The following is a 14,124-nucleotide window of genomic DNA, read 5'->3' as shown; positions in this document are numbered from 1 at the left end:
TGACAAGGCTTATTTCCCTTGTCAACTTGTCAACTCGTTACCTTGTCTCTATTCTTTATTTCTCACCTAAGAAAGGATATCCGTAGCTTGTTGGCGGAACCAAAGCCTCTTTGATACAACGAGGATTTGTCCAACGGATCAAGTTCAATGGACCACCAGCCTTATCGTTAGTTCCGGAAGCACGAGAACCGCCGAATGGCTGCTGAGCAATTACAGCACCTGTCGGTTTATCGTTGATATAGAAGTTTCCGGCTGCATAACGCAATTTATTAAATGCCATATCAATAGCATATCTGTCGCGTGAGAAGATTGAACCTGTCAAACCATAAGGTGAAGTGCGGTCGCACAATTCAAGAGTTTCTTCATATTTGTCGTCATCATACAAGAAGATTGTGATAACCGGACCGAAGATTTCTTCAACCATGCTCTTGAACATTGGGTCTGTTGTAAGGATTACAGTTGGTTCAACAAAATAACCTACAGACTTGTCGCCATTACCACCGAATACAATTTCAGCATCCGGAGACTGTTTTGCATAGTTGATATAACTCATGATATTATCGAATGAAGCCTCATCGATAACTGCGTTGATGAAGTTTGTGAAGTCCTGAACATCACCCATCTTGATTTCTTTCAGCATATCGCCAACATAATCCTTGATGTCTTTCCACAAAGATTTAGGCAAATAAGCACGAGAACCAGCAGAACATTTCTGTCCCTGATATTCAAATGCACCGCGAACGATAGCTGTTGCAACTTCAAGAGGAGATGCAGACGGATGAGCAAAGATGAAGTTCTTACCACCTGTTTCACCAACAATCTTTGGATATGATTTGTAGTGACCAAGGTTTTCGCCCATCTGTCTCCACAAAGTATTGAATGTTGATGTAGAACCAGTGAAGTGGAATCCAGCCAAGTCAGAGCTTGCTGTGATAACTTTACCGATTGTGCTACCCTTACCAGGGATAAAGTTGATAACACCATCAGGCAAACCTGCTTCCTTGAATACTTTCATCAACAAATAGTTTGAATATATAGCTGTAGTTGAAGGTTTCCAAACAGCAACGTTACCCATCATTGCCGGAGCCATATTCAAGTTTGAAGCAATAGATGTGAAGTTGAACGGAGTCAATGAGAATACGAAACCTTCCAATGCACGGTATTCCATTCTGTTGAGAGTACCAGTTTCAGAATAAGGCTGGTCTGCATAAACCTGGCTAGCATAGAATGTGCTGAAGCGAAGGAAGTCAATCAATTCGCAAGGAGCATCAATTTCAGCCTGGAAAGGATTCTTACTCTGTCCCAACATTACAGAGGCATTCAATAAATAACGATATTTAGTCGCAAACAATTCGGCAGCCTTAAGCATTACAGAAGCTCTTTCTACCCAAGGAAGTTCTGACCATTCCTTATGAGCTTTCATAGCGGCATCAATAGCCATCTGAACTTCTTTTTCTCCTGCCTGATGATAAGTGGCCAATACGTGTTTGTGGTCGTGAGGCATAACTACTTTACCAGTATTGCCTGTGCGGATTTCCTTACCTCCAATCACCAAAGGTATATCCCATTCTTCTGAAGACAACTGCGCAAGAGCCTGTTTCAAGGCTGCTTTTTCAACACTACCGGGAGCATAGCTCTTTACCGGCTCATTAATGGGCTTCGGAAATCTAAATAATGCATTATCCATGATAATTCGTAATTATTAAAGGTTAAATCTTATTTTTGTTGCGGTAAACTTAGAAAAAAGTTTTCAATTATTTATTCTTTAAGTGTTAAAATAGCAATAAAAAAGAGACAAGTTAACAAGCTTACAAGTTGACAAGGAGGGAAAGGATTTTTCATAAGATTTTCTCCTTGTTTTCTTGTCAACTTGTTAACTTGTCAACTACAACAATTATGACAAATCAAACTGAATTCAAGCTACCAAGCTATTGCCGCGGCTTCCACCTAATTACATCAGAAGTGGAAAAACATTTGCCGGATTTACCGCAATTCGGGCTACTGCACCTGTTTATCAAACATACATCTGCAGCCTTGTCGATTAACGAAAATGCCGACCCGGACGTTCAAATTGATTTGGAAAGTATTTTCAACAATATAGTAAAGGAAAGAGAAAGTTTCTACAGACACACTTACGAAGGCGATGACGACATGCCGGCTCATGCCAAATCAACCATGATTGGCAACAGCATAACTATTCCGATAACCAACCACAGGCTTAATCTCGGAACATGGCAAGGTATATATCTGTGCGAATTCCGCAATTATGGCGGAGCAAGGAAAATCGTTGCAACTATTATTTCTTGATAAATTATGCCCGGACTGCGTAAAGGCGCCTTACCGAAAAATATTTTTCGTATAAGAACATCACAAACCTGAGGACAAAGAATGATGTTACGAATCCCATTACGGAATCTATCAGATAATGCGCCTGTATGTAAACCGTAGCGCAGCACAGCAAAACATAGAATGGGAACATCAAAAATGCCAGACGGCGGTTAGCATCAAACGCCAGAAGCATCACAATTGTAGATACGGCAACATGAGAGCTGGGGAAAGCAGCCGTAGGCCTTTCTCCAACCTGTTGCGACGATTCCACCAACTTATAGAAAAAACCGTCAGTATATCCGGGACCGGGAAGTAAATCTCGATTGTGATGGAAATAATCACCTATGGACAAGAAATTGCCGTCAAGTACATTCTCCATTCCTATTGCCGGGAAATAAAACTGAGGACCGGCAACCGGAACAAGTATATAGAATATATAATACATGAAAAACGAAGCTGTAAGTAGGAACGCCACTTTCTCGAAATATTCAAAATGCTTGATAAAATAATATATCACAACCATGAATATCATAGGATAATAAAAGAAATATCCCATATTGAAAGCTTCACTCAAAAATTTATAATGATAATGTGAACTGAATGCAAGTGATGGCTGGCAGCCAAACAGCAACTGGTCTGCTCCGGCAAACCAATGGTCCAAATTTGGCAGAACACTGTTAAATTCATATGTTTCGGGATACCAATATGCAAGGAGAGACATCTGCGCAATTACGCGAATCAACGCTGTGAAACGGCATGGACGCAACTTATATACGGTCATAAGAGACAAGGTAAGAAGAACTATTCCACAACGCTCATAAAGCATTTGACCGGGATTGTCAAGCCGGTTGAAAAGCATGAATATAATCAACGTCGTCAACGCATTATATATCAAAGCTACGCTTTCAATCGCAAATACAGAATTCCGGCGTTCGAGGCGCCCGAACAAAAATTCTAACCCTTTCTCCATTTTTTCTCTCTCTCAAATAATGATATTCCAACACATACATTTCAGTTTTGCAAATTTAGCCAATTGAATCATACAAAGGAATCTGACAGTAAGCTATATATAAATATTTATGCTTTATTTTAAATTCACACGGTTTAGCAATATTGTATTTTTGGCTTTTTTAATCAGTCTATATCATTTTGTCAAAATATCAAAATGTCAATTTAAGTCTTTCATACTCGGATAAATCGATACCAGGCACGTATAACTCAAAAAAAATCGCACTCTCACGGAGTTAAGCTTTTACAAAAAGTAAAGATATTATCCATTACTCTTATATTTTGCAAAAACAAATCATATTCTATCCGGATATATAAATCCACAGTGAAAGCTATTAATGAATATACTTTCCATTTTGACAATCCTATTTCGATTGAAAAATCAGAGCGTTTTGATGGTGAAAAAGGTCTCTGGTAAGCCAAAATTCCTGATTTTGTAATTTACAAAGGCTATTTTTCCGTAAAATACGGTATTTACTATCGGACATAGGCATCCGTGGGGCCGAATGTAAGCACTCGTGGGGTAATATATAAGCAGTTTTCGGTCCGTATATATCGGCATTTATAGGCTTTTATACCGTCATTTCAGTCCGAAAAACTCACTTTTTGCATATTTTCATGGTGTTTTCACAGAAAGGGGTGTAAGTAAAAATGATGGGATTTGAGCATTTTGATAATATAATTAGTTTAGTGGCATCAAATTGGCTGAGGACCTTAGATTTTATAGCGTAGAGCAGCGCCATACGTTTAGAATGAATACACCGGATGAAAACAAGCTTTTGATTTGGCTCTGCACTCTCCTTTGCTTATTTTTGCAAATAAAAATAACACGAAATGGTACAACTCAACATAGATAAACTTACGAAAAGTTTCGGCGACCTGATGCTTTTCGAAGATATAACTTTCGGTATCGAGCAAGGTCAGAAAATTGGTCTGATTGCAAAGAACGGAAGCGGGAAAACAACTTTGCTTAATATCATAGCCGGGAAAGAGGATTATGACAGCGGCGCGGTTATTTTCCGCAATGATTTGCGAGTAGGTTATCTGGAGCAGTCGCCCGTTTATCCGGAAGGACTGACTGTGCTTCAGGCTTGTTTCTATTCAAAAAATGAAACAGTGAAACTTATTGCCGAATATGAACAGGCAATGAGCAGCGACGACCACAGCAATCTGAACGATATACTTGAAAGAATGGATGCTCTGAAAGCATGGGACTACGAGCAAAGGGCAAAGCAGATTCTGGGGCAGCTGAAAATCCACAATCTAGACCAGAAAGTTGAAAGCCTTTCCGGCGGACAGCTGAAGAGAGTAGCTCTTGCCAATGTGCTGATTACCGACCCGGAACTGATTATCCTCGACGAGCCGACCAACCACCTGGACCTTGAAATGACCGAATGGCTGGAAGGTTATCTGAGCCGTGCGAATATCAGTATCCTTATGGTTACGCACGACAGATATTTCCTCGACAGAGTTTGTAACGAGATTATAGAAATTGACCGCAAGCAGATTTATCAGTATAAGGGCAATTATAATTATTATCTTGAAAAACGTGCCGAACGAGTGGATGCTCAGAATGCCGAAGTGGAAAGGGCAAACAATCTGCTGAGAAAAGAATTGGACTGGATGCGCCGTCAGCCACAGGCACGAGGCACGAAAGCTAAATACAGAATCGACGCATTCTATGAGCTGGAAAAGAAAGCTAAACAGCAGAGAGAAGCCGGACAGGTGAATCTGGACGTGAAGGCTTCGTATATCGGCTCTAAGATTTTTGAGGCAAAACACGTTTCAAAGCGATTTGACGATTTGAAAATCACAGAGGATTTCAATTATATTTTTGCACGATATGAGAAACTTGGTATCGTTGGCAACAATGGTACGGGAAAATCAACCTTCATCAAAATGCTTATGGGCGAAGTGGAGCCGGACAGCGGATGCTTCGACATTGGTGAAACTGTGCGTTTCGGTTATTACAGCCAGGAAGGATTGCAGTTTGACGAGCAGATGAAGGTAATTGATGTGGTTCAGAAAATTGCCGAATATATCGACCTTGGCGACGGACGCAAAATGAGTGTGTCGCAATTCCTGAACTTCTTCCTTTTCACACCTGAAAAGCAGCATAATTATGTATATAAGCTGAGCGGCGGTGAGAAAAGACGACTTTATCTTTGCACTGTGCTGATGCGCAATCCAAACTTCCTTGTTCTGGACGAGCCGACAAACGACCTGGACATCGTAACGCTGAATGTGCTTGAGGAATATTTGCGTTCGTTCAAGGGATGCGTAATTGTTGTGTCGCACGACAGATATTTCATGGACAAGGTTGTGGACCATCTGCTGGTGTTCCGTGGTCAGGCAGACATCAAAGATTTCCCTGGAAACTACACTCAATATCGTGAATGGAAGGATTATCAGGACCAGCTGGAAAAAGAACAGGAAGCGGCAAAGCAGGCAAAAGCCGCTCCGGAACCTGAAAAACCTCGCCGACAGGAACAGCCAAAGAAGAAACTTACTTTCAAGGAAAAGAAAGAATTTGAGGCTCTGGATGCTGAGATTCCTCAACTTGAAGCAGAAAAGGCGGAAATTGAAGCAGCTTTGAGCAGCGGAACTTTAAGCACTGACGAGCTTCTTGCTAAATCTGACCGTATCACAAAGTTAATCGAGGAGATTGACGAAAAGACTCTTCGCTGGCTTGAACTTAGTGAATTTGCATAATGAAAGATAAACTTTGGAGCAGGAATTTTGTGCAATGTTGTTTGTCCTATTTCTGGATGAACTTTGCATTCTATCTGTTGATGCCGACAATGCCGGTCTATTTGGTTGAAGAGCTGGGATTGTCGGAAAAAGATGCAGGTTTGGCACTCTCTGCCTACACTGTGGGATTGCTGATGGTGCGCCCTTTGTCCGGTTATCTGGTGGACTGCTTCTCGCGCAAGCATTTGTACGTGTTTGCCTTCACTGGCTTTACACTAATGTTTTGCGGATATTTCTGGGCAGCAGCGATGTGGAGTATAATGATTGTGCGTTGCATTCAAGGCGGACTGATGGGAATGACTTCCGTTTCGGGAAATACGATAACAATTGACGTTATCCCGTCGAGCCGACGAGGTGAAGGAATGGGATTTTATGGATTGACTATAAATCTTGCGATGTCGCTCTCGCCGCTTATTGCTGTATGGATTTATTCTCACGGAAATTTCCATTCGGTGGTTCTTGCCGGATTATTGAGTTCTGCAGTCGGATTGCTGTCTGTATTTTTTATTAAATGCAAGGAAAGAGAGAAAGTGAAAAGACCGCCGTTCTCGCTAGATCGTTTTATTCTGCTTCCGGCATGGGCTTCGGCATTATCTTATATATTGGTAGCTGTACCTTACGGAATGATAACATCATTCGTCCTCCTTTACGGAAAAGAATACAATATTACCGAACCGGGATATTTCTTCCTGTTTATGGCTACAGGCGTAGGTTCGTCAAGACTTATTTCAGGAAGACTGGTGGACAAAGGATATATTCATCATGTAGCGATTTCTTCAATTGCCGGATTGGCTGTGGTGTTCACTCTGTTTGCCACAATACATAATGAGGTTGTATTTTTCCTAAGTGCATTGCTGATAGGAATAGGCTTTGGAACAGGTGTTCCGGCATACCAATGCCTGTTTGTGAATATAGCCAAACCGTCGATGCGCGGAACGGCAACTTCAACGTATCTGACATCGTTTGATATCGGTGTTGGTATTGGTATAATTACAGCCGGAGCTATCGCTTCAGCTCATTCTCTTGCAGTAGCTTTTCTTATCGGGGCCTTAAGCTGCGTGTTGTCACTGGCGGTTTATTGTTTGGTGGCAAAAAAGAGGTATGAGACTATGAGATTAAAAATTAAAGAAGTAAAATAATTTGAAGCTAATAGTTTATGTTTCTTTATTTTGCTATACACTCTTAATTAATTATTTTTGTAAATAAAAAACCGTAATAATATGCTAACTTGTATTTTAATCGTCTTCCTAGTGGGTTATTTGTGTATCGCACTGGAACATCCACTGAAGATAAACAAAGCTGGCACTGCTTTGTTAACCGGAACAATACTTTGGGTGTTATACACCTTTTCAGTCACTGACTTTGTACCAACAGTATCGGGCGAAAGTTTTGAAATATTCAAGGCTCTCAACCCTAGTGTTCAAGAAATGTCTCTTAAGGACCAGTGCATTCATTTCGTCCTGGAACATCAAATGCTTGACAGTGTTGGAGAGATAGCAGAAACTCTTATCTTCCTCATTGGAGCGATGATTACCGTTGAGCTTATTGACTCACACGGTGGTTTTACATTTATCACCAACAGAATAAAGACTAAAAGCAAAAAGAAGCTGTTGCTGCTGATTGCAACTCTGACATTCTTCATGTCGGCAGTTCTTGACAATCTAACTACTTCAATCGTTATGATTATGCTTATCCGAAAACTGATAGGCAACTACAAGGAACGCTGGGTGTTCGGAAGTATAATAATCATTGCGGCAAACAGTGGTGGTGCGTGGTCGCCTATCGGTGATGTGACAACTATTATGTTGTGGGTAAAAGGAAACATATCAACAGAGGCAACTATTCCAAACCTGATTTTGCCAAGTATGGTATCAGCTATTGTCCCTACATTGTTTATTATGCGTAAAATGCATGGAAATGTTACTGCACCAATAATAACGAAAGAGGTAAACGATAATCCTTTATTATCAATACTCGCAGACAGGGAAAAACTGGCATTACTGGTTCTTGGTGTAATAAGCCTGTTATTCGTTCCGGTATTCAAGACTATTACGCACCTGCCTCCTTTCGTAGGAATACTTATGGCTGTTGGTGCTCTTTGGGTTTATACAGAAATAATGTATCAAAAGAAACAAGATATAGACGAGAACATCAAGTTGAGATTGGCTAATGTTATCCGCCGCATCGACGGAGCGACACTGATGTTTTTCCTTGGTATTCTTTTAGCTGTTGAAGTTTTACGCTACAGTGGAATACTAACAAATTTCTCAACCTGGCTTGATGAGAATATTGGAAATGTATTTGCTGTAAATATAATAATAGGTACACTATCTGCTATTGTAGATAATGTTCCATTGGTTGCTGGAGCAATTGGTATGTATCCGATTGCAACGGAGGCAATGGTCGAAGCAGCAGCAAATCCGGAATATTTATCACATTTCCTTCAGGACGGAGTGTTCTGGCAGTTCCTTGCTTATTGTGCCGGAGTCGGTGGCAGTATGCTGATAATCGGTTCTGCAGCAGGTGTTGTTGTTATGGGATTGGAACGTATCAATTTCATCTGGTATCTGAAGAATATTTCATTCCTGGCAATGCTTGGTTATCTTTCAGGTGCTGCAGTATATATTATTCAAACTATGATTTTCTAATTGCCTAAAAACATACAGAAATGTATCTGATAGCAGACAGTGGCTCTACTAAAACAACCTGGTGTCTTTCCGACAACGGAATGGAAATAATGAGAATTTCCACGGCAGGCATGAATCCATATTTCCAGACAGAGGAAGATATGAAATCTACCGTCAATGGATGTCTGTTTCCATTGTTGAAGAATCATAATGTAGAAAGAATTTATTTCTATGGAGCCGGATGTGCTTTCCCTGAAAAGAACATCATTGTTGAGAATGCATTGAGAAGTTTTTTCCCGACGGCTGAAATTTCTGTCAACAGTGACTTATTGGGAGCGGCTTTGGCACTATGCGGACATGAGCGAGGCATTGCCTGTATTTTAGGTACGGGTTCAAATTCCTGTCTGTTTAATGGAGAAAGCATAGAAGAACAAATTTCTCCATTAGGTTTTATTCTTGGAGACGAAGGTAGTGGGGCTGTGCTTGGCAAGACTTTCATTGGTGATTGTCTGAAAAAACAAATGCCGGAATATCTTGTAAAAGCATTTATGGAGAAGTACAGCCTCTCTCCTGCCGAAATTATTGACAGGGTTTACAGACAGCCTTTTCCAAACAGATTCCTTGCATCAATATCTCCTTTCATATATGAACATATTGATGAACCGGCTGTAAAAAATATGGTTTACAATTGCTTCTGCAGTTTTTTCAGACGCAATGTGATGAACTATACGGATTATGACAAGCTGAAAATCCATTTTACCGGTTCTGTGGCTTATTATTATAAAGATATACTGACAGAAGCGGCTAATTCATTAGGGCTTGAAGTTGGGAAAATATATAAGGAGCCTATGGATGGATTGGTGGAGGTGATAAAAATTGAAAATTAAAAGTTGAAAATTAAAAGAGCTGTGCTTATAAATAAAGGAGTCAAGGAGTTAAGTAGTCAAGAAGATAATACTTGTTTCCTGTTGCCTTGTCAACTCGTCAACTTTTCAACTTGTTTCCTGTTGCCTCGTCAACTTGTCTCCTTTTAAACTTAAAAACATAAACAAATGTCATTCAAACGAATTACAGAATCAGAATCATTATATAAAGACCTGGACAAAATGTCTGTCCACGACTTGCTTGTCGGTATAAACAACGAAGATCAGAAAGTTGCTTTAGCCGTCAAGGAGGTTATTCCTGCAATAGAGAAACTGGTGACAGCTATTGTTGAAAGGATGAAAAGAGGCGGACGTATATTTTATCTTGGCGCCGGAACAAGTGGAAGACTTGGTGTTCTGGATGCTTCTGAAGTTCCTCCTACATTCGGAATGCCGAATACTTATGTTATCGGACTGATTGCCGGAGGCGACATTGCTCTACGAAATCCTGTTGAAAATGCTGAAGACAACAGAGAAAATGCATGGAAAGAACTAATAGCACATGGAGTTAACAAAAATGACACAGTGATTGGTATTGCTGCATCCGGAACCACTCCTTATGTGATTGCTGCCCTGCAAGAAGCACGAAAGAATGGAATACTTACTGCTTCCATTGCTTGCAATCCTGATTCTCCAATGGCTCACGAAGCTGATATAGCCATCGAACCAGTGGTAGGTCCTGAATTTGTTACCGGAAGTACGAGAATGAAAAGTGGAACGGCTCAGAAAATGGTTCTGAATATGATTACTACTTCCACAATGATACAGCTTGGAAGAGTGAAAGGAAACCGAATGGTAAATATGCAACTCAGTAACCAAAAACTTGTGGACAGAGGAACTCGCATGCTTATGGAGGAATTGGGTCTTGATTATGAAGAAGCACACAGATTGCTTCTTATGCATGGCTCGGTAAAAGAGGCTATTGATTCATATCATAGGGAATGGAGAGTCAATCAGTAAGTGCTTTAAAGTTGACAAGGCTTCAGAGACGAGTTGACAAGGAATGCGGCTCGGAATAGCAAAATCAAAAACAAGTTTTTTATTTTGCTCTCCACTCGCCTTTCACTATCTTTGCAAAAAAAATTAACAATTATAATACACAATGAATTTTATATCAAAACTTTTCAAGAAAGAAAAGGAACAGGATAACGAACAAATAAAAGGCTCTGTTGAAGAATTCGTATCACTGGTCCGCGTATATTATCAGGCTGTAATGGCAGTAAACCTTGGTGTTACAAACTTGAACATTCTTGCAGATATGGCTTTGTTCAAGCGTATGCTTAAAATACCAACACAGAACAATAAACTTGGTGTTGCTGAAAAATCAAAGGTTCGCAAAGTGCTGATGCAGGATTATGGTCTGAGTGAATCATTCTTTAAAGAAATTGATGCTTCTGTAAAGAAATGCTGTAAGAACCAGAATGATATAAAGAGCTACTTCTTTATGTTCCAAGGATTCAACAATGACTTGTTCAGCTTGCTTGGTAACTTGATGCAATGGAAATTCCGCCTTGCCCTTCTGTTGAAGAAGTTGCTTTATAACCAGACAGCTAAAACAGTTCATGAAATACTTACTCGTTCAGAATGGAACGACGTTAGCGTTCAGAAAGCTGCATGGAGCGTACGTAAATATGCTGCAACTCTTGGTTATTCAGAACAGTGGATTACAGACTTCGTATATAATGTAGTTCTTCTTGCCAGAGAAGATCAGAAAAGAGAAGCTAAGAATAACAAAGGGAAATAATAGTTGACAAAGATTTAGAGACAAGTTGACAAGAGTTCTTAGATAATAAAGTGCGAAGTAGAATGTACTTGACCTTGTTAACTTGCCTCTGAATTCTTGTCAACTTTTTTTATTGAGCAACCAGCAAAACTCAATTCATAATATCACCTCGCTTTTATAAAAATAAAATCCTTCCTATTGACTTTCGAGGCAGAATATTGTATATTGCAATATCTTAATTCAAAAACCATATTATTATGACCGACAATCTATACTTCAAAAAATGCAGACTTGTTATGGCTTTTATTTTAAGCCTGTGTGTAGCAAATATAATCCATGCGCAAAGACATATCAGTGGTTACAATGAAAATATTATCAATCCTGATTTATTGGAAAAGCCTTGGGCTGCCCGATGGATTTCATACCCTGGAGCTTCCAATAATGATTACGGAATATATCATTTCCGTAAATCATTCAATTTGAAAGAGATTCCCAGCTCTATGATTATACATGTTTCAGCCGATAACAGATACAAGTTATTTGTAAACGGTAATCTTGCATCGTTAGGTCCGGCTCGAGGTGATGTGTATAACTGGAATTTCGAGACTGTTGATATTTCCAAATTCCTGTGTAAAGGGAAAAATGTTCTGGCTGCAGTAGTGTGGAATTACGGAGATAAAAAGCCTGTTGCCCAAATGAGTCTTAATAAAACAGGATTCATTCTTCAAGGGAACTCTGAAAGAGATACTATCATAAATACTGATAACAGATGGTTATGCCTGGAAAATAAAGCCTATGCTCCTTGGACGGACTGGCAAGTCTTGGGTTATTATGTTGCCGGTCCTGGTGAAGAAATTGATATGAATGCATATCCTTATGGTTGGGAAAAGACTGATTATGATGATTCCAAATGGGAAAAGGCAGTAACAGGACGTGAAGGTGCAATAAAAGGAGCCAGAGATTATCCGGAACGATTGCTTGTTCCAAGTCCTATTCCTCAGATGGAAATGAAAAAAGAAAGATTCAGCAGTATAAGAAAATCCGAAGGCATTGAATGTTCGGACAATATTATTTCCGGTAATGGGAAATTAACGATACCAGAGAACAAATCAGTTAAATTACTCTTAGACCAGGGAAATCTTACAACCGGATATTTATCCATGAATTTCAGTGGCGGCGAAGATGCTGAAATCATAATTAAATATGCTGAATCACTATATAACAATGATGAACAATCCACAACAAAATCATATAGCCTTCCATCAAAAGGCAACAGAAATGAAGTTGAAGGCAAAAGGTTTATCGGATATGAAGACAAAATAATACCGGATGGAGGAAATGAAAGAATATTTACGCCATTATGGTGGAGAACTTGGAGATATGTAGAACTTTGCATAACGACAAAGGATCAACCTCTAAGCATAAACGATATTTACAGTACTTTCTCGGCTTATCCTTTCCGAAATGAGACATCATTCTCGGCTCCAGGATTTGAGAAGCTAGAAAAGATGCTAGATATCGGATGGAGAACTGCCCGCCTTTGCGCAAATGAAACATATATGGACTGTCCTTATTACGAACAGTTACAATATTTCGGAGATACAAGAATACAAGCCATGATTTCTCTATACAATACGCGAGATAGTTTCATGGTTAAGAATGCAATTGAACAAGGCAAACAGTCAATGGTTGCTGAAGGAATAACCATGAGCCGCTATCCTAGTTACGTACATCAGTTTATTTCGTCGTTCTCTCTATGGTGGATTTGTATGGGACACGACTATTGGATGATGCGTGGTGACGAGAACTATATGAAAACTCTGCTTCCTGCTTACAGAAACGTACTTGCATGGTATGAGCAATGGTTGAAGCCGGACTATAGTCTGGATTATGTGCCTCACTGGTTCTTTGCTGACTGGGCAAAAGGTTTTGATTATGGTGAACCTATAAGAGAAAAGGACGGGGGAAATTCAGCGTTCCAGGACTTAATGTATATCATGGCATTGGATGCTGTTTCTGAAATGGAACAAGCAATTGGTATAAAAGCCATGGGAGAACATTATTCCGGTATTGCTCAGAAAATCAGAGATTCTTTCCGAAATAAATATTGGGTTGAAGAGCGTTCTTTATTTGCCGATACATATTCAAAGAATAGTTTTTCACAGCATGTAAATGCTTTGGCAATAATTGCAGGATTGACAAATGGGAATGAGGCTAAAGAAGTAATGAAAAAAACATTGTCTGATTCGTCTCTAATTCAAACAACAATATATTTCAGATATTATCTGAATCTTGCTCTGGAGAAGTCAGGTTTGGGAGATTCTCTTTTGGACAATCTTCAGATTTGGGAAAATCAAATGTCACTTGGACTGACAACATGGGCGGAAATGCCTGAACCTTCGCGTTCCGACTGTCATGCTTGGGGTGCAAGTCCGAATATTGAATTCTATAGAATAATATTAGGTATTGAAAGTGCAGCACCTGGATTTAAGAAAGTACGTATTTCACCGGCACTCGGCAAACTAAGGAATGTTTCCGGCTCTATTCCTCATCCAAACGGAGAAATATCGGTTTCTTATAATTTGGATAAAGGAGAAGCGGTGATTTCTTTGCCACAGCAGACATCAGGTACTTTTATCTGGAAAGGGAAAGAATATAAGCTTAACAGCGGCAAGCAAGTTCTAAAGTTATAACATCTCCAACATATGAAAGAGAAAGCATTACTATAAAATAACCATTATGTCTGTAAGGAATTTCGATAATT

Annotated in this window: 10 protein-coding genes; 8 read left to right on the top strand and 2 right to left on the bottom strand. The window is 39.7% G+C overall.

What is annotated here, in order from left to right:
- Window positions 1-55: 55 nt before the first annotated feature.
- Window positions 56-1,687 carry an L-glutamate gamma-semialdehyde dehydrogenase gene (gene pruA, locus ACYIAR_RS12885; protein WP_480329994.1) on the bottom strand — a complete coding sequence of 544 codons (1,632 nt, stop codon included), beginning with the start codon at window positions 1,685-1,687 and terminating at the stop codon, window positions 56-58.
- 209 nt (window positions 1,688-1,896) lie between these two features.
- On the opposite strand from pruA, the gene ACYIAR_RS12880 reads away from it, so the two are divergent.
- On the top strand, window positions 1,897-2,307 hold the full coding sequence (locus ACYIAR_RS12880) for a secondary thiamine-phosphate synthase enzyme YjbQ (RefSeq protein ID WP_480329992.1): 411 nt from the start codon (window positions 1,897-1,899) through the stop codon (window positions 2,305-2,307).
- Between the two features lie 4 nt (window positions 2,308-2,311).
- On the opposite strand, the gene ACYIAR_RS12875 is transcribed toward ACYIAR_RS12880, so the two are convergent.
- A complete protein-coding gene (locus ACYIAR_RS12875; RefSeq protein WP_480329990.1) occupies window positions 2,312-3,298 on the bottom strand; it encodes a phosphatase PAP2 family protein in 987 nt (328 codons plus the stop codon).
- Window positions 3,299-4,170: 872 nt separating this feature from the next.
- Between ACYIAR_RS12875 and ACYIAR_RS12870 the strand changes: the two genes are divergently transcribed.
- The 7 genes from ACYIAR_RS12870 to ACYIAR_RS12840 all read left to right on the top strand — a co-directional run bounded on the left by ACYIAR_RS12870 (window position 4,171) and on the right by ACYIAR_RS12840 (window position 14,053).
- Window positions 4,171-6,048: an ABC-F family ATP-binding cassette domain-containing protein gene (locus tag ACYIAR_RS12870; RefSeq protein ID WP_480329988.1), complete on the top strand. Its 1,878-nt coding sequence runs from the start codon at window positions 4,171-4,173 to the stop codon at window positions 6,046-6,048.
- Complete coding sequence (locus tag ACYIAR_RS12865) at window positions 6,048-7,226, top strand: MFS transporter (protein ID WP_480329986.1); 1,179 nt, start codon at window positions 6,048-6,050, stop codon at window positions 7,224-7,226. Before ACYIAR_RS12870 ends, ACYIAR_RS12865 begins: the two co-directional genes overlap by 1 nt.
- An 81-nt stretch (window positions 7,227-7,307) precedes the next feature.
- A complete protein-coding gene (gene nhaD, locus ACYIAR_RS12860) occupies window positions 7,308-8,735 on the top strand; it encodes a sodium:proton antiporter NhaD (RefSeq protein WP_480329984.1) in 1,428 nt (475 codons plus the stop codon).
- A gap of 20 nt (window positions 8,736-8,755) precedes the next feature.
- Window positions 8,756-9,601 (top strand): BadF/BadG/BcrA/BcrD ATPase family protein, encoded by an 846-nt coding sequence (locus ACYIAR_RS12855; RefSeq protein ID WP_480329982.1) that lies wholly within the window; start codon window positions 8,756-8,758, stop codon window positions 9,599-9,601.
- A 165-nt stretch (window positions 9,602-9,766) separates the two neighbouring features.
- Window positions 9,767-10,597: an N-acetylmuramic acid 6-phosphate etherase gene (gene murQ / locus ACYIAR_RS12850; RefSeq protein WP_480329980.1), complete on the top strand. Its 831-nt coding sequence runs from the start codon at window positions 9,767-9,769 to the stop codon at window positions 10,595-10,597.
- 142 nt (window positions 10,598-10,739) lie between these two features.
- Window positions 10,740-11,381: a hypothetical protein gene (locus tag ACYIAR_RS12845; RefSeq protein WP_480329978.1), complete on the top strand. Its 642-nt coding sequence runs from the start codon at window positions 10,740-10,742 to the stop codon at window positions 11,379-11,381.
- Window positions 11,382-11,656: 275 nt separating this feature from the next.
- Window positions 11,657-14,053, top strand: a complete 2,397-nt coding sequence (locus tag ACYIAR_RS12840; RefSeq protein ID WP_480329976.1) for an alpha-L-rhamnosidase-related protein — start codon at window positions 11,657-11,659, stop codon at window positions 14,051-14,053.
- The last annotated feature ends 71 nt before the right edge of the window (window positions 14,054-14,124 follow it).

The sequence above is a fragment of the Parabacteroides sp. KHUB-01 genome, assembly GCF_056640935.1.
This window is presented reverse-complemented; position numbering and strand designations above follow the sequence as displayed.

Excerpts from the sequence above, each read along its gene's own strand:
- pruA (WP_480329994.1), bottom strand. The coding sequence starts at position 1,687 with ATGGATAATGCATTATTTAGATTTCCGAAGCCCATTAATGAGCCGGTA.
- ACYIAR_RS12880 (WP_480329992.1), top strand. The coding sequence starts at position 1,897 with ATGACAAATCAAACTGAATTCAAGCTACCAAGCTATTGCCGCGGCTTC.
- ACYIAR_RS12875 (WP_480329990.1), bottom strand. The coding sequence starts at position 3,298 with ATGGAGAAAGGGTTAGAATTTTTGTTCGGGCGCCTCGAACGCCGGAAT.
- ACYIAR_RS12870 (WP_480329988.1), top strand. The coding sequence starts at position 4,171 with ATGGTACAACTCAACATAGATAAACTTACGAAAAGTTTCGGCGACCTG.
- ACYIAR_RS12865 (WP_480329986.1), top strand. The coding sequence starts at position 6,048 with ATGAAAGATAAACTTTGGAGCAGGAATTTTGTGCAATGTTGTTTGTCC.
- nhaD (WP_480329984.1), top strand. The coding sequence starts at position 7,308 with ATGCTAACTTGTATTTTAATCGTCTTCCTAGTGGGTTATTTGTGTATC.
- ACYIAR_RS12855 (WP_480329982.1), top strand. The coding sequence starts at position 8,756 with ATGTATCTGATAGCAGACAGTGGCTCTACTAAAACAACCTGGTGTCTT.
- murQ (WP_480329980.1), top strand. The coding sequence starts at position 9,767 with ATGTCATTCAAACGAATTACAGAATCAGAATCATTATATAAAGACCTG.
- ACYIAR_RS12845 (WP_480329978.1), top strand. The coding sequence starts at position 10,740 with ATGAATTTTATATCAAAACTTTTCAAGAAAGAAAAGGAACAGGATAAC.
- ACYIAR_RS12840 (WP_480329976.1), top strand. The coding sequence starts at position 11,657 with ATGGCTTTTATTTTAAGCCTGTGTGTAGCAAATATAATCCATGCGCAA.